General features: G+C 57.3%; 20 protein-coding genes and 2 riboswitches. Of the genes, 8 read left to right on the top strand and 12 right to left on the bottom strand.

Annotated features, from left to right (window positions below):
- Nucleotides 1–16: 16 nt before the first annotated feature.
- Both G1C97_RS01810 and G1C97_RS01805 read left to right on the top strand, forming a co-directional pair.
- Nucleotides 17–1,825 carry a phosphotransferase gene (locus tag G1C97_RS01810; protein ID WP_169240228.1) on the top strand — a complete coding sequence of 603 codons (1,809 nt, stop codon included), beginning with the start codon at nt 17–19 and terminating at the stop codon, nt 1,823–1,825.
- 103 nt (nt 1,826–1,928) lie between these two features.
- Nucleotides 1,929–2,153, top strand: coding sequence for a DUF3107 domain-containing protein (locus G1C97_RS01805; RefSeq protein ID WP_169240227.1), 225 nt, complete (start codon nt 1,929–1,931; stop codon nt 2,151–2,153).
- A gap of 161 nt (nt 2,154–2,314) precedes the next feature.
- Here the strand turns inward: G1C97_RS01805 and G1C97_RS01800 are convergent, their stop codons facing one another.
- The 3 genes from G1C97_RS01800 to G1C97_RS01795 form a co-directional block, all read right to left on the bottom strand.
- Complete coding sequence (locus G1C97_RS01800; protein ID WP_417852199.1) at nt 2,315–3,049, bottom strand: AEC family transporter; 735 nt, start codon at nt 3,047–3,049, stop codon at nt 2,315–2,317.
- Between the two features lie 17 nt (nt 3,050–3,066).
- Nucleotides 3,067–3,309, bottom strand: coding sequence for a hypothetical protein (locus G1C97_RS12460; RefSeq protein ID WP_417852193.1), 243 nt, complete (start codon nt 3,307–3,309; stop codon nt 3,067–3,069).
- A 105-nt stretch (nt 3,310–3,414) separates the two neighbouring features.
- Nucleotides 3,415–4,752, bottom strand: coding sequence for an MATE family efflux transporter (locus G1C97_RS01795; protein ID WP_169240323.1), 1,338 nt, complete (start codon nt 4,750–4,752; stop codon nt 3,415–3,417).
- A 500-nt stretch (nt 4,753–5,252) separates the two neighbouring features.
- Between G1C97_RS01795 and G1C97_RS01790 the strand changes: the two genes are divergently transcribed.
- Nucleotides 5,253–6,269 (top strand): excalibur calcium-binding domain-containing protein, encoded by a 1,017-nt coding sequence (locus tag G1C97_RS01790; RefSeq protein ID WP_169240226.1) that lies wholly within the window; start codon nt 5,253–5,255, stop codon nt 6,267–6,269.
- Nucleotides 6,270–6,391: 122 nt separating this feature from the next.
- Here G1C97_RS01790 and G1C97_RS01785 read toward each other — a convergent pair whose 3' ends face one another.
- Nucleotides 6,392–8,572, bottom strand: coding sequence for a GTP-binding protein (locus tag G1C97_RS01785; protein ID WP_169240225.1), 2,181 nt, complete (start codon nt 8,570–8,572; stop codon nt 6,392–6,394).
- Between the two features lie 226 nt (nt 8,573–8,798).
- On the opposite strand from G1C97_RS01785, the gene G1C97_RS01780 reads away from it, so the two are divergent.
- Nucleotides 8,799–9,533, top strand: coding sequence for a 3'-5' exonuclease (locus tag G1C97_RS01780; protein WP_417852192.1), 735 nt, complete (start codon nt 8,799–8,801; stop codon nt 9,531–9,533).
- 328 nt (nt 9,534–9,861) lie between these two features.
- Here G1C97_RS01780 and G1C97_RS01775 read toward each other — a convergent pair whose 3' ends face one another.
- The gene (locus G1C97_RS01775) at nt 9,862–11,151 is read right to left on the bottom strand and encodes an ATP-binding protein (RefSeq protein WP_240950952.1); all 1,290 of its coding nucleotides are present in this window, start codon (nt 11,149–11,151) and stop codon (nt 9,862–9,864) included.
- A gap of 333 nt (nt 11,152–11,484) precedes the next feature.
- Here G1C97_RS01775 and G1C97_RS01770 point away from each other — a divergent pair, with 333 nt between their 5' ends.
- Together G1C97_RS01770 and G1C97_RS01765 are read left to right on the top strand one after the other, a co-directional pair.
- Entirely contained in the window at nt 11,485–11,859 is a 375-nt protein-coding gene (locus tag G1C97_RS01770) for a type II toxin-antitoxin system RelE/ParE family toxin (protein WP_169240224.1), read from the top strand.
- Between the two features lie 2 nt (nt 11,860–11,861).
- Complete coding sequence (locus tag G1C97_RS01765) at nt 11,862–12,140, top strand: helix-turn-helix transcriptional regulator (RefSeq protein WP_240950951.1); 279 nt, start codon at nt 11,862–11,864, stop codon at nt 12,138–12,140.
- 158 nt (nt 12,141–12,298) lie between these two features.
- Here G1C97_RS01765 and G1C97_RS01760 read toward each other — a convergent pair whose 3' ends face one another.
- From G1C97_RS01760 to ilvD, 6 genes are all read right to left on the bottom strand, one after another.
- Nucleotides 12,299–12,817: a ClbS/DfsB family four-helix bundle protein gene (locus G1C97_RS01760; RefSeq protein ID WP_169240223.1), complete on the bottom strand. Its 519-nt coding sequence runs from the start codon at nt 12,815–12,817 to the stop codon at nt 12,299–12,301.
- Between the two features lie 218 nt (nt 12,818–13,035).
- Nucleotides 13,036–13,530, bottom strand: coding sequence for a 6,7-dimethyl-8-ribityllumazine synthase (gene ribH, locus G1C97_RS01755; protein ID WP_169240222.1), 495 nt, complete (start codon nt 13,528–13,530; stop codon nt 13,036–13,038).
- 1 nt (nt 13,531) lies between these two features.
- Entirely contained in the window at nt 13,532–14,797 is a 1,266-nt protein-coding gene (locus G1C97_RS01750) for a bifunctional 3,4-dihydroxy-2-butanone-4-phosphate synthase/GTP cyclohydrolase II (protein WP_240950950.1), read from the bottom strand.
- Between the two features lie 37 nt (nt 14,798–14,834).
- Entirely contained in the window at nt 14,835–15,503 is a 669-nt protein-coding gene (locus G1C97_RS01745; protein WP_169240221.1) for a riboflavin synthase, read from the bottom strand.
- Complete coding sequence (gene ribD, locus G1C97_RS01740; RefSeq protein WP_169240220.1) at nt 15,484–16,599, bottom strand: bifunctional diaminohydroxyphosphoribosylaminopyrimidine deaminase/5-amino-6-(5-phosphoribosylamino)uracil reductase RibD; 1,116 nt, start codon at nt 16,597–16,599, stop codon at nt 15,484–15,486. The genes G1C97_RS01745 and ribD overlap by 20 nt, the downstream gene beginning before the upstream one ends.
- A 247-nt stretch (nt 16,600–16,846) precedes the next feature.
- Nucleotides 16,847–16,976, bottom strand: a riboswitch (FMN riboswitch).
- A 113-nt stretch (nt 16,977–17,089) separates the two neighbouring features.
- Nucleotides 17,090–18,955: a dihydroxy-acid dehydratase gene (gene ilvD / locus G1C97_RS01735; RefSeq protein ID WP_169240219.1), complete on the bottom strand. Its 1,866-nt coding sequence runs from the start codon at nt 18,953–18,955 to the stop codon at nt 17,090–17,092.
- A 216-nt stretch (nt 18,956–19,171) separates the two neighbouring features.
- Between ilvD and rpoZ the strand changes: the two genes are divergently transcribed.
- Both rpoZ and metK read left to right on the top strand, forming a co-directional pair.
- Nucleotides 19,172–19,486: a DNA-directed RNA polymerase subunit omega gene (gene rpoZ / locus G1C97_RS01730; protein ID WP_100496169.1), complete on the top strand. Its 315-nt coding sequence runs from the start codon at nt 19,172–19,174 to the stop codon at nt 19,484–19,486.
- A 254-nt stretch (nt 19,487–19,740) separates the two neighbouring features.
- A riboswitch (SAM riboswitch) is annotated at nt 19,741–19,809 on the top strand.
- Complete coding sequence (gene metK, locus G1C97_RS01725) at nt 19,805–21,028, top strand: methionine adenosyltransferase (RefSeq protein ID WP_169240218.1); 1,224 nt, start codon at nt 19,805–19,807, stop codon at nt 21,026–21,028. It overlaps the preceding riboswitch by 5 nt.
- A 124-nt stretch (nt 21,029–21,152) precedes the next feature.
- Here the strand turns inward: metK and guaD are convergent, their stop codons facing one another.
- Nucleotides 21,153–22,523, bottom strand: a complete 1,371-nt coding sequence (guaD, locus tag G1C97_RS01720; RefSeq protein ID WP_169240217.1) for a guanine deaminase — start codon at nt 22,521–22,523, stop codon at nt 21,153–21,155.
- Nucleotides 22,524–22,612 lie beyond the last annotated feature (89 nt).

Genomic DNA, 22,612 nt, shown 5'->3' with positions numbered 1-22,612 from the left:
TTAGTGTGGAAGGGTGATGAAACGTAGCGAATATATGTTGGCGGCGCTTGCCTCGGCGGTTCTGCCGAATCTGGGAGTGTCCGGCGTGCGCGCGAACGTACAGCCCAGCGCGACCGATGAAGCCAACGGCATCGATCAGACCGTGGTTCAGGACGCCTCTGGCAAGTCGTACGACGTATATGCCACCACCACCAAGGAGGGGCGGTCCCGTCTGATTCGCCGAGTGAAGGCCGCACAGACCTTGGATGCGGCGCGAGAGCCCGGTGGACTCGGCTTTGAGCTGGATCATGTCATCGCTTTCGCCCGGGGAGATGTTTCGCAGCCGGGTCAGACCGCCACCGCACAGGCGCTCGGCCGGCAAGCCCGGCAAGAGGATGAGACGCCGCGCGCCGCGAAGAAGCCCGGTCCCACCGGCGAAACCACCGTGATGGTGACCACACATAACGATGGCGAGGCGCGTTCGCTCGATTTGCTGACTTTGGATGATTGCACCGCCGTCGGCACTGCAATCGGAGCCATTCATCGGCTCTCCCCCGCATTCCTGTCCGCCGCCAAATACCCGGTGTTCACCACCGGGCAAATTCGCGCGCAGCTGACTGCATGGATTCGCCGACTACGCAATGCGGGGCATGTGCCGACCGAGATTACGGACAGTTGGGCACGCATCATGGAAACCGAAGGATTGTGGTCCTTCACCACGTGCACGGTGCATGGCGGTTTCAGCGACGGTGACTTCCTGTTCTCCAACTCCACCATCACTGCGGTGACCAATTGGCAGGACATGCAGGTGAACGACCCTGCGCGCGATCTGGCGTGGATTTTCGGCAAACTCGATGAGAACCACCGCAATGCCGTGCTTTCCGCATACGGACGCATGATGGGCTCCCGGCTCGACGATCTCATCATGCTCAGGGCCAACCTGTGGCTGCAGATGGAGCAGGTGGGCGATTTCATTCAGGCGCTGAATCGTGCGGACAACGACCGTATCGTCCAGTTCAAGGCTCAGGTGGAGCGTCTGGCACACCAGCTGGGCGTTATGCGTCATGAGACCGCCACCACGGTTCCGGCCGCGGGGGCGGCGGCCAAGCCCGGCTCCCCCTCCACCATCACCGTAGGCGCATTGCTGCAGGACCAGCAGCGCCCTGCCTCCGCACAGCCGCAATCTTCGCGTTCCGCTTCCGCCACGCAAACCGTGCAGCCGGCCGCTACACAGCAGGCATCCGCTACGCGACCGGTCTCCCCCATGCAGACCGCCGCTACGATTGCCCAGCCGAACGATGATACGCCGGATCCGGATAGAACCGGTTCCGCTGAAATCGTGGCAGCCGGAGACGTGGACGTGACCGGTGCCAACGCCGAGGCAGCAGATCGCACCGACAATCATCCACAAACCGCCATGCCCTACAGCGCGTCCGACAAAACCGGCAGCAGTCGGGTCCAGACGCCGAACGCCGTCGAGTCCTCCGCCGCATATACCGCGGCCGGCTCCTCCTCTGTGACGATCACACTGAAGGAGCTTATCGACATGAACGATGCGCAATCCGGCGCGGTCAAGGAAGCCAAGGCCAGCGGACCCGCAACAGGCACCATCGACGCCACCGGCACCGCAACGGGCACTCGACGTGCGGCGAACGCCACCACCGATGCACGCCCCACGCAACCGGTCAATGCGACTACCTCCAGCAATCTTTGGCACGGATCGCATAGCTCTCCCGACGCGCAGACCACGGTAATCCCACTGTTGGAGCGCGAGGAGCGCGCCCTGCGCGATGCACGCGCCGGACTGGACGGTTATGACAGCGAGGGCAACCCGCTGTCCAGGTAAGCGTCATCGGCCCTGCGAAAGCCTCTTCCCATTGACGGGGTACAGCATCTTTCCCGACCGTAACCATTCAAAGAACAACTCAAGGAAAAGGAACACAATCATCATGGATATTGAACTGGGCATCCAGAACGTTGCACGTCCGGTGAATTTCAGCACCGACGACTCGGCGGATCAGGTTGGTGCCGCCATCGCCCGCGCCGTGAACGACGGCGAATCGATTGATCTGACCGACGATAAGGGTCGTCGTATCATCGTGCCGGCCAAGGCGCTGGGCTACGCCATCATCGGCTCCGAGACCAAGCATGCCGTGGGCTTCGGCGCACTCTGATATCGCACTCTGATATCTTCAGACCGCTTCCGCTCACAACATATGTGAATGTGCGCTGATACCCGACTGCGGAACACCGCAGGGAGTACCAGCGCACATTCGTTTATGTCATAGCGACGCTATCGACAACAACTCACTGATCGCAAGACCAGCGCAAAACGTCAGAATACGATGGCGGAGACGATGGTGAGTGAAACCAGCGAGAACAAGGTGCTCACCAGCACAAAACCGACGGCGTAGTCGGGCATGTTGTTTTTCCGACCGGTGAACATCGCGATCGTGGTCATCGTCGGCAAGCCGGCAATAACAGTCATCATCAAAATCATGTCATGGGTGACCGGCAGCCACGGGCAGACGGCGGCGAGCGCGGTCAGCAACGCATAGAATCCGAGCGGGAAGGCGATCATCTTGGTCACCAATCCCACATACAATTCGTAGCGTTTCAATACGCCCCACCAACGCGTCAGCGCGAACAGGCCACCGAGATAAATCAGCGACATCGGCGTGGCCATGCCTCCGATGGTATGCAACGGTTTCAAGATCAGTTCGGGCACGCGTATGCCAAGCAAAATCAATGCCAGCGCAATCATCACACCGATGAAGGCGGGATTCACGAAACGCTTCGCCAGATTCAGCAGGTCGTCGTGCAATGATGCGAACGGATTCGTGCGTTGAGGGGTGAGGTGTTCATGATCGGACACCGGTTCGCACAGCCATACGCCGTATGTCCACAGCAATGCCTGATCGACCAACGACATCAACGCCACATAAATGGCACCTTCATGCGCAAACAGTGCCATAACCAATGGAATGCCGATGAAACCGGCGTTGCCGAAAATCAGCGAAGCCTGGAATATATGGCTGCGGGAACCATGCAGACGCAGCAGCCATGCCACGATGGCGAACGCCAATATCAGCGACCATACATGATGGCAGTCAGCAGCATCACGCCACGGTTGGCGAACAACTGTGCGCGATCCGTACCGTCCACGGCGTTCGAGAACACCAGCACGGGGATCAGCACGTTAAGCAGCAGCGAGCACATGCCGTCAAGCGCCACCTTGCCGTAGAACCGCAGACGCACGCACCCGTAGCCGACCATCAGCATGATCAGGAATCCGACCAGTTGGCCGATCATGACGCCGAACTGGCCCATCTCCATCTCCTCCTGTTTCTAGTACTCGTATCGCTTACGATGCTTGTATTGTTCGCGACGTCAATGCCGTATTCGTCGGCCATCAAACGCCGATTCGCTGGGATGTCAGGACCGCCGCTCATCCTGCGTGCGATGCGTTGCCAGAACGCTTCCCAACAGATATCGCAGGAACGGAATCGTGGTGACGAACGTCATCATGTCGGCGATGGATTGGGCGACCACCACGCCGGTCAGGCCGATGAAATACGGCAGGACAAGCACCAGCGGTGCCAGATACAGGCCGGTGCGGCATACCGCCAGGAATGATGCGATACCGGTTTTGCCCATGGTCTGGCTCATCATATTGCCCATCATGTTGACGCCGTTCGTCCATGCCGTCAAACATTCGAAGTGCAATGCCGCCACGCCGACCGACACTACGGCAGGATCGGAGCGGAAGATTTCCACGAGCTCGGGCGCACCGAGCCAGATCGCTATGGACAGCGCTACCAGCACGCCGGTGGCGAGCCACACGCAGAACCAGAATCCTTCACGTACGCGGCTGAATTTGCCGGCACCATAGTTGTATCCGCATACCGGTTGGAAGCCTTGCCCGAGGCCGACGATCACCGAGTTGACGCCGAGCATGATGCGCATCACGATGGCCATGCCGGCGATCGCCGCATCCCCGAACGGGTTGGCGGCAATGTTGACGCAAGTAGTGGCGATCGAGCCGGCGGACTGGCGGACCAACGAGGGAAGGCCGCCGCCGAGAATCTCGCGCAGCAGCAGCGGATCGGGTTTGAAATTGCGCAGCGAAAGCTTCAATACGCCGAATCGCGCACTCATGACGACGAGAATCACGAAACTCACGCTCTGACAGATACCGGTGGCCAGTCCGGCACCGAAAATGCCCATGTCCAGCACGAAGATGAACAACGGTGCCAACATGAAGTTGAGCAGCGATCCGGTGACCAGACCGATCATGCCGAACGCCGATTGACCTTGATAGCGCAGCAATCCGTTCAATGCGAAGGAGCCGCACACGCATGGTGCGGCCACAAGAATCGGTGTCAGATATTGCACGGCATATGGTGCGATGGTCTCCGTGGAGCCGAGCATCACGACCAGAGGGCGCAAGGTGGCCAAGCAGATGATGGCGACCACAAGACCAAAAGAGAACGCCGCCACGAATCCGATGGCCAGCAGTCTGGATGCACGCTCGTTGTTGCGTTTGCCGAGTTCGCGGCTCATCGAATTACCTGCGCCGTTGCCGCAGAAAAAGCCCAGCGCCTGAAGAATCGTCATGATGGAGAAGGCGATGCCGATGGCTCCGGATTGCGCAGTGCCGAGCTGCCCGATAAAGAATGTGTCGGTGAGGTTATATGCAGTGGTCACCAGATTGGAGATCACCGCCGGCACGCTCAATGTCAGGATCAGGGAGGGAATCGGCTGTTCGGTCATCTGCCGGTATTTCGCGTCTGCCGACGCCCGTCGTATTGCCTGATGCACCTGAGTCTGAGCCACGGTCGGTTATCCTACTCGCACATGCGGCCACGGCATCCCCCGCACCCGAATACCGGCCGCGGCAAGGATGCTTCCGACATCCAACTGTGTATATTTACTGTCCTGCAATATCTATTGTTCGTCCAGCATCCGTCTCAGTAGATACGAAACAATTGCCAGGCGGATAATCTCTTCCTTAAACGGTGCATCTCAAACTGTCTTGGTCCGATACACAGCACAGTAAAGATGCATGAATTCAACCAATTCTCGCATTGAGATTTCATACTATATTTCGATATTTCTTCTGGCTCCAAGGAGTGCTCATTTTCAATACTCCATCAGTGCTTCATATACAAACGATTGTAAAAATCACGCAGACGGACTGTGCAACACAATTTACTTATATGCGCCGAGATCCTAAAGCTTAAGGCCCAAGTATTCCAAGATAAAATGAGTACATGAGACTAGAAGAACAGGAAAATACAGCAGCCACATCCCTTCTTGGTAAGAGATTTGTAGCTGTGGCTCTGGCAGTAGTGCTAGTTGCGTCTGCAGTCTTTGCAATCACCTATTCGAGAAAACGGCTTGGGACCATTAAACAAGATAACGAATCGGCCAACATTGCTAAGGCCTCCCTCTCAAAGAAAGCTCAGTCGGTTAAAGAGCTTGAGAAACTATGTGATTTAACCGAGGACGAAGAGGGCTCGGTCTATTTTCCATACACTCCCAAAGAGGATGACGGCACCCTCAAATGCACATTAGATGCGATAAGCGCCCCTGAAAATTATAGAAAAGCTATCATCAATGCGGAAAGCTATCCCGGTGCTTCATCCGGACACAATATTGAGACCGTTGCCTGGAACAATTTCAAGGTCACCTGGACATCTTCCACCGTGAGAGGGATGTATTTGGTTACCGTCAAAGATGATCTAAGCACTGTTTATGCTGGAGATAAGGTCTCCGATGAAGATCCAGACGCACAAATGATCCAAAAGCTGCTTTTCCCAAACGGAGAGAGCGAAAAGAAAACAGTGGCAACCCGCAAGGAAGAAATCACTCAACTGAAAGCGGATTGGAGCCTCGAATACACCACCGGAGATTCGGATGTGACTTCAAAAGTTGGCGAAACTCCCGATAGCTGGATTCTCAGAGATTGGGTCTCACTGAGTAGGAAAACGCACACCATCGTCTTACTTGTAAAGGAAAACAAGCCTAAGACACCCATGCCAGACGTTCAGGCAACTACCCCTCAGCAGACAATCACACCCGAGCAGCAAACCACTGCACCTGAACAGGTGCAAACGACGCCAACAACACCTACTATGCCAACCGAGCCAAGCAATACCTACTATCGGAACTGCAAAGCCGTTTGGGATGCACTGGGACACGGCATTACAAAAAATGATCCGGGTTACTCTCCTGACTTAGATGCCGATGGTGACGGTTTTGCTTGCGAAAACAGGCCGAACTACTGATGGCAATATAGGTATTCCCTCTTCCAGAGCAGTCTGGAAGAGGGAATACCTATATTTGCACACAAAAGACGAACGTCTTGTTCGATAACGCATTGATTCACAGCGCTTTTGAATGTTTCCCGTTAATCGCCTGATTTCGATGAAGGCTTGATGTTCTCCCATCCAAGATGCATGAATTCGGGCACTTTGTACCATTTGACGGGGTAGCCGGCACCATGGGCGCAGAATACGGAATCTGGCGTATTGTCCAGATCCGATTCGGGATCATATGCGCACTCGCGAACCACGCGTTCCTCGTCATGGCAGGGCCGATAACCGCCGAAGGTGGCGGAGAAGCGGCCATGACCATGCGTATAGCGGTTCACGTCCATCGCGTAATCGCGCATTTCGGAAACCGGTGCGGTTCCTTCGACCAGCGCATAGGAACCATCCTCCGTTGGCGGGTTGAATGTGCCGCTCATCCGTTGAATGTCACTCATGGCCCGTCCGATCATGTCCGCCGGCACTTCCAGACGGAACTGGTACCAAGGTTCCAAAAGCCGGCAATTCCCGATGCCGGAGGTATCTGGACGCTGATCCACAGGCGTGGACGGATGACCACTCACCCCGGCGTGCAACTCCATCAGCCCTTGGCGGATCGCACGATATGTGGCCTGACGGAAGTCACCGCCCTCGGTATGTTTGAGATGCGCCTTGCCGGCCACCAGAGTCATCCGAATATCGGTCAATGGGGCTCCGACCAATACGCCAAGATGCTCCCGTTCTGTCAGATGCGTGAGAATAAGCCGCTGCCAGTTGCGATCCAACTCGTTTTCCGACAGCACTGACGAGACGACAATGCCGCTGCCCGGCTCGCCCGGTTCCAGCCGAATATGCGCTTCGGCGTAATGCCTCAGCGGTTCGAAATGCCCTACGCCTTCAATCGGCGCGGTAATGGTTTCCCTATAGAGAATGGAACCGGGACTGAACTCCACGTCCAAACCGAATCTGGAGTGGAGCGTCTGCTGGACGATTTCCAGCTGAACGGCACCCATCAGCTGCACATGAATCTCTTGCAGACGCTCCACCCACACCACATGCAGCAGAGGATCCTCATCCTCCAATTCCCGCAACGCCGCGATGACCTTGTGCAAGGTCAAATCATCGAATGCCGGACGGCGCGCTATCGGCTGAGGGGCCGATGCCGGTTCATCGCCGCTCTCATCAGTGACCTCGCTTGACGATTCGGCGCCATGATCAGCGGCCTGTGCCGCCGCTCCTTCGGGCAGTACGGTATAGGTCAGCACCGGCTGCAGCGACGGAGATTCCGCATTCGGTTCCGCACCCAATCCTTCGCCGGGGAACGTACCGTTCAGACCGGTCACTGCGCATACCGCTCCCGCCGGCACTTCGGTAACCGTTTCGAATTTCGCACCGTTATATACGCGCACCTGATCGATCTTCTCGGATTCGTCTCCGACATCGATCACCTCTTTGGCTTTCAGCGTTCCACCGGTCACTCTCAGCCAGGTCATACGGTTATGCTGCGCATCATGCGCGATTTTGAACACCCGCGCACCAAACAGCTCCGGCCATTGCGTCTCGGCCGTGACCTGCTCCAAACCATCCAGGAATTCCTCGATGCCATCCAGCTTCAGGGCGGAACCGAAGAACACCGGGAAAAGGCTACGCGCAGCGATCATCGACTGCACACGCCCCACCGTCAATGCGCCGGATTCCAGATACTCATCCATCGCCTGTTCGTCCAACGTGGCCACGTCCTCAGCCGCATCCCCGAATGGCACGATCCGGCCCAGCGGCTGCACGTTTGAGGTCTGAGCGTCTCGCGTAATCGCAGGCAACGCGAACACCGCATCACCAAATCGCTGACGCAGCTGCATCAGTGTCCTGTCGCGATCGAAGCCATCCGCATCGCATTTGTTGACGAAGATGAACGTCGGCACTTCATATCGTGCGAGCAGCCGCCACAGGGTTTCCGTATGCCCCTGCACACCATCCGTACCAGACACCACCAGAATCGCATAGTCCAATACCCGCAGCACCCGTTCGGTTTCCGCACCGAAATCGACGTGGCCCGGGGTGTCCAGCAACGTCAGACGCATATCACGATGCTCTACCAGCGCCTGATGAGCGAAGATGGTGATGCCACGAGCCTTTTCCAACACATTCGTATCCAGAAAAGCATCGCCGTGGTCCACTCGGCCCAGCTTGCGAATCTCACCACTGCTGTAGAGCAGCGCCTCGGACAGCGTCGTCTTACCGGCATCCACATGCGCCACAATGCCAGCCACAATCCGCTTCATACAGCCTCCTTCCGCACTCGTGATGCAACAGTCGCTACAATCCGCATAGCCAGACCGTGTCGTCCAGGCAGCACGCCATGACGATCAGATCGACCCAACGCCACAGTTCTCAAATCAACTGCACACCAATATATCTGCATCATGAAGGCCCCGGTAAATTTTTACCGTCCACCGTGCCGTGCCGCTACAATAAGTCGAAGCATCGTCCCCACGGCAAGGAGCACCAGTGAGCACTTCCCATATTGGCGTATTCGGAGTCCCACCTACAGACCACGAATACGAAAGCGGCACTGTTGCCCCCCTCACCAATTCGATTCAGCGTATAACGGATGATCGCGCCGGTTTCCCACTGAACTATGTGACCCTCGATCTGGAAACCACCGGCCTGTACCCGAACCGTTGCGCCATTACGGAAATCGGTGCCGTTCGCGTACGCAACGGCAAAATCGTGGACCAGTTCCAGCAGCTCATTAACCCCCGTCGCCCGATTCCGCGGCAGATCACTGCATTGACCGGTATCAGCGACGCGATGGTGGCCGATCAGGATCCCATTGACGACGTACTTCCCCAGTTCATCGACTGGCTGGCCGAGCCATTGGACGGATCCACACCTGAACCGATTGTGGGCCATAATGTCAGCTTCGATCTGCGGTTTCTGGAATACAACGCGCAGCATGTAGCCGGCATCCCATTCGCCTGTATGGATTATGACACCATGCAGATCAGCCGTGTGCTGTTCCCGGAACATCGGCATCATCGTCTGGCCGATCTGATCGTGCGATTCGGCATTGCCGACAACGAGGAACACCGTGCCTTAAGCGACGCCATCCAAACCCAGCAATGCTTTGAATGGATGCGCGGCTACACCACCTCGCACCGGGATCTCTCCCATCTTGGATGGCGTATGATTCCCTCCAAAGTCAGCGCCGAAATCTTCGACCATCAGCTGGTGCTGCGCTAAGCAATCGACGAGCCGCCCAAACCGTTTAAGCCCCACATAGCCTGAGCCTGGTCGGACCCACAGCACTGAAACTCACTGAGACCAAAATACGAGGTAAAGAGTGGTGTAAGCGCCGCCGACTGGGGTCAGAACATCCGTCTCAGCGAATCCATCTGCGTGAGGTAATCGCTTCACAATATCGCTGTATAGCCAGAACAATTGTACATTTTACACCGTTCTGACTGTACATTTTACACCACTTCGGTTGTACATTTTACACCGCCCGAACCTTAGGGCCGTTCTAAAGAACCCACGATGCTCAGACTCACAGTCAATCAGACCATACCGATCAGGCTCCGAGTAACGTGATCGGCACCACGTATACACCTTCCGGTGTTTTTCTGGCAAATACACCATTGCCAACAATCACCATAAGGAAGGATGGCTCTTGCTGCTGCGAGTAGGGGTTGGCCATGATGGTATCCCGCACTTTGATAAGTGAATCTATACCTTCCTGAGCTTTGTTCTCACCGAGCTTGATTTCGACTGCAGCCCATCGGCCATCCGCCAATTCAATAATGGCATCTGCCTCCAGACCCTTGTCATCGCGATAGAAATAGACTTTAGGACGCTCGATGCCAACCCAAGCAGAGGTATAAACCAGCAGGTCACGAATCACCAGATTTTCGAACATGTCTCCGAAGACCTGACCATTAGTTAGCAAGCGCGAAGGATTCATACCCAATGCCGAAACAGCAAGTGAGGGATCCACGAAATATCGTTTGGACTTCACACGCATTCGGTTCCGCGCTTTGATAGGAGCATCCCAACTCGGCAATTCTTCAATAAGGAATTCACGAATCAACATGTCCACATAACTGGTAGTAGTGGATCGAGCCGGCTCAGTGTCAGCTGTCTCATCAGCCGCATACAGGTCTCGGCTCAACGTTTTTACGGTGGCGGCTTTCGTGTTGTTACGGGCCAGCGACATGATGATGCGTCGTGTCAGCTCCGGGTTCTTCCCCATTCGAGGCGCATTATCTTCGCATACAGCTTCAAGATACTGCTGCGGAATATATAAAGCACTTTCAAGATCCCTGTCCAATGAGGCCGGCCAACCTCCACGGCAAGTCCACTCCGCGATTTGCGCCAATGATGTTTGTGTGGATGCAGGTTCGAAATCCCCCTCAAACAATCCCCGCAACGAGACCGTACCTGTGGAAAGACTCTGCTCATACAAGCTCATTGGACGCATACGCAAATGAGCAATCCGTCCGGCTCCGCTATGCTCATACTGCTCCAATGGAGGAGCGCTTGACCCAGTGAGCAGGTATTGTCCGGCACGATTGGCTGTCTGATCAATTGCATGACGGACGGCATCACGTACAGCAGGAACAGTCTGCCACTCGTCAATCAGGTGTGGCTGATCTCCGATAAGCGACATGGTGGGATCGGCTTCGGCTAAAGGACGAACACGATAATCATCAAGCCCGGTAACACTATTGGCATGCGACAGCGCGCACCATGTTTTGCCGCACCATTTCGCACCATCGATCTGCACTGCTCCAAACACGTTGAGCATTTTCAAAACAGGCGCATCAAGCAGCCTCGGCCTGTATTCATCTGGCTTGAGCGTCATACCTTCGACCTCACCTTACATTTTACACCATTTTCATCTTACATTTTACACCATTCTGACTATGCATTTTCCACCAGCTTGGTTAGACATTTTCCACCGCCCGAATCTTAGCCCCGTTCCAAGAACCCATGATGCTCGAACTGTGCGCACACAACTATGTGCAATTAATCCATCAACTGACCGAATAACACTGGAATGTGGATAACTCGACAAGCTCGAACCACATAGGTCGATTCAAGTAGACAAGCATCACCAAGCCGCTTTACGGTTTTAGTCACAGGAAAAACGACAACGAGGTCAGAAATCAACGAAGACAGTAGTTAAGAGGCAAATATGCTACACTACGAAAGCAAGAGAAAAGTCTCGTTTGAGATTTATATCAACAACGACGGATCCAGTCCTTTCGAGGATTGGTACAGAAGTTTACCCGCAAAGGATGCACACAAACTTGATGCGCTCATCGAGCGTATCGAGTATTACGGCATTCCCACAGCATTGCGAATGCAGTGGGTCAAGAAACTGGATAACGAAATATGGGAGATACGATCACAACAATCGAATAATATTCAACGCGCCTGTTACTTCCACTTCAATGGAATCCAATACATCATCACACACGGTTTCACTAAGAAAACGCAGAAAACGCCAAGACCTGAAATCGAACGAGCACACCGCATTAAAAACCTATATGAACAGGAGGAGCACTGATTATGCCTACCATGAGTTTCGAGCGGCATCTTGCAAAGGTCAAGGACGATCCTATCGCGCGAGAGAAAATCGAGGAAGAGAGCCGTCGACTTGACGCAGCAGTGGCGCTTATGCGCGCACGCGAAGAAGCAGGGCTCTCCCAAGAACAGCTTGCAGCACTCTCACATATTTCCCGCAGCACCATTAACCGAATCGAGAAAGCTCGAATCAGCCCGTCCATCCGGACCCTTGACGCACTTGCTCAGGCTATGGGCAAACGCGTATCCGTCATCATCTCTTGATTGGTATTGTTGAGGCTCCTACTTCATTAGACATATCAACATCCTTACCTATCGATTTGTCTAATTCCGTACTGCAATAACGGTGTGCTTAACGGATGCGAAGTACCGCTTTGCGGCGATCAGATCATCAATCATTATTGATGCTTGTCATGCAAAATCTATAGCGCTATCTTTTTCCATTTTCTGATTTTTGTTCTAAAGGTCCCAAATGGCGCAACAGTATTCACATGTATGAACTTATAGACCTCCCACACTGCTGTTTTAGTTGCTTCATCAGCCCATTTCCTCATGTGTGGAGTAAATAATTCCTCTTCACTCATCGAATCAATCAATGCATATAAAGAATTAATGTTTTCTTCTAATTTAGCTTTTAAAGCATTGAGCGAGAGATGAGCGTACTCATCATTAAACCACTGGTATAGCTCACCAAGCTGATTCCATTGAAAATCATCCGATGGAGTATGTACTTGGAGTCCATTTCTTTCATCCTTTTCCCACTTAAGGACCAACGTCGTCCATCCAACTTGATAAGCGAGGTTCTCAGCCGGAGTCCTATCAACGTTATCGACTCTCTTATCTTTTAAAGATTCCGGTATGTTATCAAATTCTGAAATATATTTTTCAAATGATTTTTTTATTTCAACTTTCAGTTCCTCTTTATTTGCATATTTTCTCACATAATCACCCTTTACCAATTCATAGTCTCTTCAATATACGGTACATAATAGCCTTTCGCGACTTGGCGAAAGGCTATTGCAGTATTCCCTATGGGACTATCCCTCAGTCACCTATCGGTGAAGCGTCGACAATCCGCGACTGGTACGCCGGACGGTGATGTACCAGCTGGTGGCACATACCGACCGGCGCGCGCCACCACCTTGGAGCGCCGTCGAAACTACTCCCCGGCGCTGATGGCTCGCAGCACGTTGATCATCTCGATGGCACCAAGCGCACAGTCGAAGCCCTTGTTGCCAGCCTTTGTGCCAGCGCGCTCAATGGCTTGCTCGATGTTCTCGGTGGTAATCACGCCGAACAGCACCGGCACATCCGAGTTCAGCGACACCTGGGCGATGCCCTTCGCGGTCTCGTTACACACCAGGTCGTAGTGGGAAGTGCTGCCGCGGATAATCGCGCCGAGGCAAATCACCGCGTCGTAGCGTCCGGTAGACACCATGCGCTTGGCCGCAATCGGGATTTCAAATGAGCCAGGTACCCACGCCACATCCACATCCTCGTCGGCTACGCCGTGGCGGCGCAAGCCGTCCTGCGCGCCGGACAGCAGCTTCGAAGTGATGAACTCGTTGAACCTCGCCGCCACGATGCCGATACGGATTGGCTTGCCGGTGGCGGAAACGGTGCCGCCAATCAGTTGTCCTTCGAATACGGTCATTTCAGTTCTCCTTTGCAATGGTGGACAGGTTCGTCATGTCTGACAGGGCTCCTAGCAGATGCCCCATCCTGTATTCCTTGGTAGACAGGTAGTTTGCGTCGTGCGCGTTTGCGGGGATGACGATCGGCACACGAGAGGCGATGGCGATGTCCGCCTGCTCCAGCTTGCCGATTTTGTCTGGGTTGTTGGTCATTAGGTCGACCGACGCGACACCGAGATCGCGCAACATGGCCGCCGCGGTCTCGTATTCGCGTGCGTCGACGGGGAATCCGAGTTCCAGGTTCGCATCGAGCGTGTCGAACCCGCGTTCCTGGAGCTCGTAAGCGCGCAGCTTGTTAAGCAATCCGATACCCCGACCCTCTTGGCTCAGGTACAGGATGACACCGCGTCCTGCCTCGGCCACGCGCCGCATCGCTTCATGCAGCTGCGGCCCGCAGTCGCAGCGTTGCGAGCCGAACACGTCGCCGGTCAGGCACTGCGAGTGAATGCGACACAGGACCGGCTCGCCGGAGCCGGTGTCGCCCATCACCAGTGCCACATGTTCGTCACCGTCATCCGACTCATAGCCGACCATCGTGAACCGTCCGTATTCAGTTGGCAGGTTTACGCGCGCTACGCGGCGCACCGCGCTCGGGAACGTATGTGCGCGACAATACTCCTGCAGCTGTGCGATAGTGATGTAGGCCAGCCCGTGCTCATCGGCGAAGCGTACGAGATCGTCGCGTCGCATCATCGTGCCGTTGGCCTTCATCATCTCGCAGCACAGTCCGCACGGCTCGAGTCCAGCCAGTCGCGCCAGGTCAACGGTCGCCTCCGTATGCCCGTTGCGTTCCAATACGCCTCCGGAGCGTGCGACAAGCGGGAACATGTGCCCGGGGCGGCGGAAGTCCTGCGGGCGCGTGCTCGGGGCGACGCACGCCATCGCAGTGAGCGAGCGGTCGCGAGCGCTGATGCCGGTGGATGTGGTCACATGGTCGATTGACACGGTGAACGCCGTGTGGTGGTTGTCCGTGTTCGCCGTGCACATTGGCGGCAGGTCAAGTCGCGTCGCCAGCTCCAGACTCATCGGCATGCAAATCAGGCCCCTGCCGTGCGTGGCCATGAACGCGATGTTGCTCGGCGTCGCGTGGCGCGCCGCGCAAATGAGGTCACCCTCGTTCTCACGGCTTTCGTCGTCCGCAACGACAACGATGCGTCCTGCCGCAATGTCCCGGATGGCGCGCGCCACCGGGCCGTCCTGATTCGTGTGTTCCGTCATGTCTGTCATTTCTGTTATTTCCGTTCTCGATGATGTCTTGTCGTTGTCAGAATCCATGCGCGGCGAGGAAGTTCTCCGTGATCGGGCCTGTATCGGCTGTCACGCCGGCCGTGCCCTCGCCCGCCGGCATCTCTAACAGCCGCGCCATGTATTTCGCAATCGGGTCGGTTTCGAGATTGACCACGTCGCCGATGCGCCGTTCGTCCAGCACCGTGTGCGCGGCGGTATGCGGGATAATCGACACGCCGAACGAGTCGTGTCCGACGTGCGTCACCGTCAGACTGATTCCTTCAACGGCAATCGATCCCTTCTCGGCGATGAACCGCATGAGCGCGTACGGTGCTCGAATCGTGTAAACGGTGGCAATGCCGTCGCGCGCGATCGAGGCGACCACACCAGTACCGTCAATGTGCCCGGAGACGATGTGCCCGGAGAACCGTCCGTCGGCAGGCATCGCGCGTTCCACGTCCACATGATCGCCGCGTCTGAGCGAACCGAGGGAGGAGCGTCGCAACGTCTCGTGCATCACATCGGCGGTGAACGCCGTGCCTCGCACGGACGTGACTGTCAAGCACACGCCATTGACAGCGATGCTTTCGCCGATCGCCGTACGATCGGTCACCACCGTCGGCGAGTCGACAGTCAGTCGTACGAAGTCCGTGCCGGTCTCCAATCCGACGACCGTACCAAGGTCCTCAACGATTCCGGTGAACATAGTCAACTCCTCCTTCGATGACGATGTCGTCACCCACCGTGGCGACGGTGCGGTGCTCGAGGAGGAAAGCGTCATCCGGCGCGTCGACGCCCGCGCCGCCCACCGGACCGGGCGCGGCGCGTCCGCCGAACAGTTTCGGCGCGACGTAGGCGCTCACTTTGGTCACGACCTGGTCGCGCAGCGCGGACCAGGCAAGTTCGCCGCCGCCTTCGATCATCACGCTGTCGATGCCGCGCCCGCCGAGCGTACCGACGATGGCGGCAACGTCGGCATGTCCGTCCGCGTCGGCCGGCACGTGGAGGATCTCGCAACCCGCGTCGAGATAGGCCTGCGCGCGGATCTTGTCTCTCGAGCAGGTGGCGATGATGGTGGGCGTCTCGCGCGCGGTGGCGACAACCGCGGCCTCATGCGGCGTGTTGAGATTGGTGTCGCACACCACGCGAATCGGATTGTGGCCGCCGGGGATGCGGCAGGTGAGTCGCGGATCGTCCGTGATGACCGTGCCCACGCCCACCATGATCGCAGCGAACCGGCAGCGGTCCTCGTGCACGCGGCGGCGCGCGGCCTCGCCGGTGATCCATCGGGACAGTCCCGATGCGGCGGCGATGCGACCGTCGAGCGTCATCGCATATTTGAGCATGACGAACGGTGCGCGCGTAGTGATGTAGTGCAGGAAAATCTCGTTGAGCGCATCGCATTCGTCGCGCAGCACACCCTGCGTGACTTCAATGCCCGCGTCCATGAGCCGGCGCACGCCTTTGCCGGCGACCAGCGGGTTCGGGTCGGGGGAGCCGACCACCACGCGAGCAATCCCGGCGTCGATGAGCGCCTGCGTACACGGAGGCTGCTTGCCCGTGTGGCAGCAGGGTTCCAGCGTGACATAGATTGTGGCGCCGCGCACGTCGATGCCGTCGCGTTTCGCCATCTCTAGTGCGGCGCGTTCGGCGTGCCAGCCGCCGAAATGGTTGTGATGTCCGGTGGCGATGATCGTGCCGTCGCGCGCGATGACCGCCCCCACCATCGGATTCGGGTTGACTTTGCCCGCTCCGAGTCGTGCGTGGCGCAATGCCACGGACATGAAGTCCCTATCGTTCATGAAATCCCCTTTCCTTGCGATAGGGCATGTCCAGGGTGCTTCATAATGGCAGCGTAGCCGTGTACCGGTTCTTGGTTCCGGTTTCTCGGGCATCGGGTAAGACACACCATGCCTCACGGCCCTAAAATGCGAGCACCCTGGATTCCGTTCGAAATCCAGGGTGCTCGATATGGGCCGCATGATGCGCATCGCCTATGCGCGCATGCGACGGTATGCAGTCGCATGCGCAGGCCGATGGTCCACGCCGCCGCAGCTTCTTTCATCCAGACTATGACTGTCGGTACCGGAATCTCACCGGTTCGGCATCGCAACTGTTAATCGCGACGCTCGCGGACTGTACCGCCGATCGGGAATTTCACCCTGCCCTGAAGATGCGTATTGAATTGTCGGTTCGAGAGTATAGGGATGGACCATCGACAACGGGGCCGGCATCCGCACAATGGACGCCGGCCCCGTTGTCATGCCGGAAGAGGCTCAGTCGATGATTCAATCACGCCAAACCAGAGAGCTTGTTGATCAGCTCCGGGTCGCGCGTAGCGCCCTTGTCGGCGGAGCGGGCGAAGGCGGCGTAGGCCTTCAGGGCCTGGGAAACCTTGCGGTCACGGTGAGCCACGTAGCCGTCGCCGGCCTCGAGCTCGGCGCGGCGCTCGGCCAGCTGCTCGTCGGTCAGCTCCACGTTCACCGAACGGTTCTCGATATCGATGTTGATGATGTCGCCGTTCTTGATGAGCGCGATCGGACCCTTGTTGGCGGCCTCAGGAGCGATGTGGCCGATGGCCAGACCGGAGGAGCCGCCGGAGTAACGGCCGTCGGTGAGCATAGCCACCTGCTTGCCGATGCCCTTGCCCTTGACGAAGGAGGTCGGGTACAGCATTTCCTGCATGCCCGGACCGCCCTTCGGACCCTCGTAACGAATCACCAGCGCCATGCCGGGCTTCAGAGTGTCGTCCAGAATCACCTTGATGGCTTCCTCCTGGGATTCGACCACCAGAGCCGGTCCACGGAACTTCCAGATCTCCTGCGGCACGCCGGCGGTCTTCACCACGCAGCCGTCAGGGGCCAGGTTGCCGCGCAGCACGGCGAGGCCGCCCTCGTGGATCTCCGGATGATCGATGTCGTGGATGGCACCGTTCTCACGATCGGTGTCGAGCGTGTCGAACAAGGTGGTGTGCGTCCACGGCTCCGGGGAGATGATGTGGCCAGGAGCGGCCTTGTACATCTGCTTGGCTTCCTCGGTGCAGGTGTCGCGCATGATGTCCCAATCGTTGAGTTTGGCCTCAAGGGTCGGGTAGTCGATGGAGTGCACATTGCGGTGCAGCTTGCCGGCGCGGTCGAGCTCGCCCAGAATGCCGGTGATGCCGCCGGCGCGGTGCACGTCGGAGATCTCCCACTTGCCGGACGGCGAAGCCTTGCAGATGCACGGCACGGTGTGGGAGATGCGCTCGATGTCATCCAGCGTGAAGTCCACGTCTGCGGACTGGGCCATTGCCAGAATGTGCAGCACGGTGTTGGTGGAGCCGCCCATGGCCACATCCATGGTCATGGCGTTCTCGAAGGCTTCCTTGGTGGCGATGGAACGCGGCAGCACGGAGTCGTCGGAATCGCGGTAGTACTGGTTGGCGATCTTGACCACCTGCTGCGCGGCGCGCTTGAACAGGTCCTTGCGGTAGGAGTGGGAGGCCAGAATCGTGCCGTTGCCAGGCAGGGCCAGACCGATGGCCTCGGTCAGGCAGTTCATCGAGTTGGCGGTGAACATGCCGGCGCAGGAACCGCAGGTCGGGCACACGGTCTTCTCGTAGTTGAGCAGATCCTCTTCGGAGACGTTGTCGTCTGCGGAGGCGTACATCACGGAGATCAGATCGGTGTTCTTCTTGACGGTGCCGTCGGCCAGCACGGTGGTGCCGGCTTCCATCGGGCCACCGGAGACGAAAACGGTCGGGATGTTGAGGCGAAGGGCCGCCATGAGCATGCCCGGAACCACCTTGTCGCAGTTCGGGATGCAGATCAGGGCGTCGGCGCAGTGCGCATTGCACTGGTATTCCACGGTATCGGCGATGATATCGCGGGAAGGCAGGGAGTAGAGCATGCCGGTGTGGCCCATGGCGATGCCGTCGTCCACGGCCATCGTGTTGAACTCGCGCGGGATGCCGCCCGCTTCCTTGATGGCTTCGGAGACGATACGTCCGACCTTGTTCAGGTGGACGTGGCCGGGCAGGAACTCGTCGAAGGAGTTGGCGATGGCGATGATGGGCTTACGGCCCATGTCGTCGCCGCTGACGCCGGCGGCACGGTAGAGGGCTCGCGCGCCTGCGAAGACGCGGCCGGACATGAGTTTTGCAGATCGCATTTCAGTCATGCTTCTATTCAAGCCCTTGCGAGGGACACGCGTTTTGTCAAGAGTCGAATAGTGGAATTTTCAAAAACGTAACCTTTTTCACACCGTCTCACGGCACTTCTTGCCTCACAAACTGGTAGAAGAACGACCCCGATACACGATTGCCGCGAAGTCCCGGCGCAAGGCTAGACTTTGTTCGGTTGAGATAGATTTTCCAACGTTTGGAGACACATACTTATGGCAGAAGAAACCGAGGTTAAGGGTAACGAGGCGTTCGGCACTGACCCGCACCCCACCGGTCTTGCAAATCCGCCGATTGACGACCTGATGAAGCACGCTGACTCCAAGTACGCGCTGGCCATTTTCGCCGCCAAGCGTGCCCGCCAGATCAACTCCTACTTCACCCAGCTGAACGAGGGCCTGCTGCAGAACGTCGGCCCGCTCGTCGAGTACCAGAACAACGAGAAGCCGCTGTCCATCGCCTTCCGCGAGATCGACGAGGGTCTGCTTGAGGAGACCCTGGGCGAGGACGACGCCAACGAGGGCAACTGATCCACGGATCTGTCGCCGCTTTCGACTGTGGCCAACCACAGATACGAATCGCAGACGTGAATAACAGAAGGAACAGAAGGGCTCGCGCCACCGCGCTGGTTGGCACGGGCCCTTCTCTTGTATCCGATTCCATATCCGATAAGCCCGACCGATACCTGCGGGAGATACCGCCGATCCCCCTGTTCGCACCGGGCATACAAGGTTTTCATAATTGAATATCGCGATAACTGAACAATCACACACCATAACCAATACGTATCATTGTGCTTCGTGCCCGATTCGGCGCGGGGCGATAAGTCCTGACACGAAAGGGATGATATGACAGAAGAAAAGCGGCTTATCTCAGCCGAATCCGTTACCGAAGGCCACCCGGACAAGGTCTGCGACCAGATTTCCGATGCCATTCTCGACGACCTGCTGGCCCAAGACCCCACCAGCCATGTGGCTGTGGAGACCTCAGCCGCCACAGGCGTGTTCCTGGTCTTTGGCGAGGTCACGTCCGAAGGCTACTGCGACGTGCAGTCCAAAGTCCGCGAGACCTTGCGCAATATTGGCTACACTTCCTCCGAGGTCGGCTTGGATGCCGACTCCTGCGGCGTTATCGTGGCGATCACCGAGCAGAGCGCCGAAATCAATCAGGGCGTAAGCCGCCTGAACGCCGAAGAAGAATCCGCTGCCAGCCGTGAGCAACGCTATGAGGCGCAAGGCGCCGGCGATCAGGGTGTGATGTTCGGCTATGCCGCTGACGAGACGCCGACACTGATGCCGTTGCCGATTTATTTGGCCCATCGTCTCGCCTTCCGTCTGACCGAAGTACGCAAGTCCGGCGAAGTGCCTCACCTGCGCCCGGACGGCAAAACCCAGGTGACCATCGAGTACGACGAGCACGACAATCCCGTGCGTTTGGATACCGTGCTGATTTCCACACAGCATGACCCCGAGGCGACCCACGCATGGCTTGAGGCTCAGCTCAAGGAACACGTGATCGACCCGGTGCTTAGGGAAGTGCTTGGTGACAAGGTGCCCTATGAGGGCTACCGCCAGCTGGTCAACCCCACCGGTTCGTTCATCCTTGGCGGTCCCGCTGCCGACGCAGGTCTGACCGGCCGCAAAATCATCGTGGACACTTACGGCGGTGCCGCGCATCACGGCGGCGGCGCATTCTCCGGCAAGGATCCATCCAAGGTGGACCGTTCCGCCGCCTACGCCACCCGCTGGGTCGCCAAGAACATCGTGGCCGCCGGTCTGGCGCGCAAGGCCGAAGTACAGGTGGCTTATGCCATTGGCGTGGCCGATCCGGTGTCCATCAATGTGGAGACGTTCGGCACCGAGCGTGACGGCGTGACTCGCGGCCAGATCGCCGCCGCGGTGCGCAAGGTGTTTGATCTTCGCCCGGCAGCCATCATCGACGAACTGGATCTCAAGCGTCCGATGTACCTGAAAACGGCTGCCTACGGTCACTTCGGCCGTACCGATGTTCAGTTCCCGTGGGAGCGTACCAATAAGGTCGAGGAGCTCAAGGCTGCGATTGCCGCAGAGTGATTCATTTCGGCTAGCACCAACAATAATCCGGCAATAATGAGGGCTTCCTGCTTCATCATGGCAGGAAGCCCTATTGCTTACGCTCGACGAGCATCGCTCAGCGAGCGACTTTCAGCGAGAGGCATTATCCCTTATCGACGACTTTGCGTCCCTGCACCCAGACAGTGCGAACATTCTCCGGCACAGCCAGATTCATGATCTTCTGGAAGATGTCCGAAGCCGGCTCGTTCGGCTCGAAGATAGGCAGACGGGCACCCGGATGCCGTGTATCAACCACTTGCGCATCCCAAGCATATCCGGCTTCCAACCGTCCGATCGGCAGCCCCAGCGATGCTCCGCCGCCGGCGGTGGCCAGATAGAACGCGTTGGACAGCGTCAGAGCACTGCCTTCCACGCCACGCTCCCCCGCAGACAGCTCACGGTTCACGCCGGTTTCCAACATGCGTGAGGAGATCATCGCCTGACGAATCGCACCGTACAGGTCCGGGTTGTAGCCGCCGGAGATATCACTGCCCAGCGCCACATGCATGCCGGCCGCCAAGTAGCGTCGGATCGGTGCCACCGCACCGGCGAAGAATGCGTTGGACAGCGGGCAGTGTACGGCAATCGCACCGGTTTCTGCGAACACGCGCATATCCTCTTCGCTCGGATACACGCTGTGCGCCAGAATGCTACGCTCGGTGAACAGTCCGAACTCGCGCAGCATATGCGTGTCGCTTCTGCCGTAACGTTCGTAGGCGTAGCCATGCTCCCAGTCGCTTTCGCTGCAATGGGTTTGAATGTAGGCGTAGGTCTTGTACCGTTCAGCCAATTCACCCAGTCCACGCAACGCCTCGTCGGTGCAGCTCGGAATGAATCGTGGAGTGATGACCGGGTAGACGCCCTGAACGCTGTGCTCGTTCAGTTTGGCGACTTCGTTGATGAACCGTTCGGTCTCCTCGATCGCAGCCTGAGCAGAAGCATCACGGTAATACTCCGGATTTGCCTCCGGGTCATCCATCACCACTTTGCCCACCAAGGCACGTTGGCCGAGCCGTTCAGCCTCCTGAGCCAAGACCAGCGAACCATTGCGATGCACCGTGGCGTAATAGGATGCCGTGGTGGTGCCGGTGGACAACATTCGCGTCACCAAATCCTCATATACCGTGTGAGCGAAGGGCTCATCGGCGAATTTGGATTCCGTAGGGAAGGTGTATTTGCCGAGCCAGACCTCCAACGGTTCATCCAGACCGGTGCCGTCCTGCGCCCACTGCGGCGCATGGACATGAAGGTCGATGAAACCAGGAAGCAGGTAGGACCCGTTCGCAATGGCCTGATATGTTCCGTTCGCCTGCGCCCGGGCCTTTTCGCTCTGATAGCGTTCGTCACCGGGCTCAAGCACGGATTGAATCACACCGTGCTCATCAATCAAAAACAGCGCATGTTCGAAATAACGGACTTCATCACGGGTTTTCGACGTGAATCCCGATCCTTCGATAGCCAGCGATATCGTCATCGGCAATCTCCTTTGTTTCGTTGACGGGTTGGCAAGCAGAACAGGTTGACAATAAACGAGAAGGCTCGCAACCAACTGGAGAACCGGTG

This window comes from Bifidobacterium olomucense (genome assembly GCF_012932375.1).
In the GTDB taxonomy this organism is placed as follows: Bacteria; Actinomycetota; Actinomycetes; order Actinomycetales; family Bifidobacteriaceae; genus Bifidobacterium; species Bifidobacterium olomucense.
The sequence above is the reverse complement of the archived record's forward strand: the minus strand, read 5'-3'. Positions and strand labels throughout refer to the sequence as shown.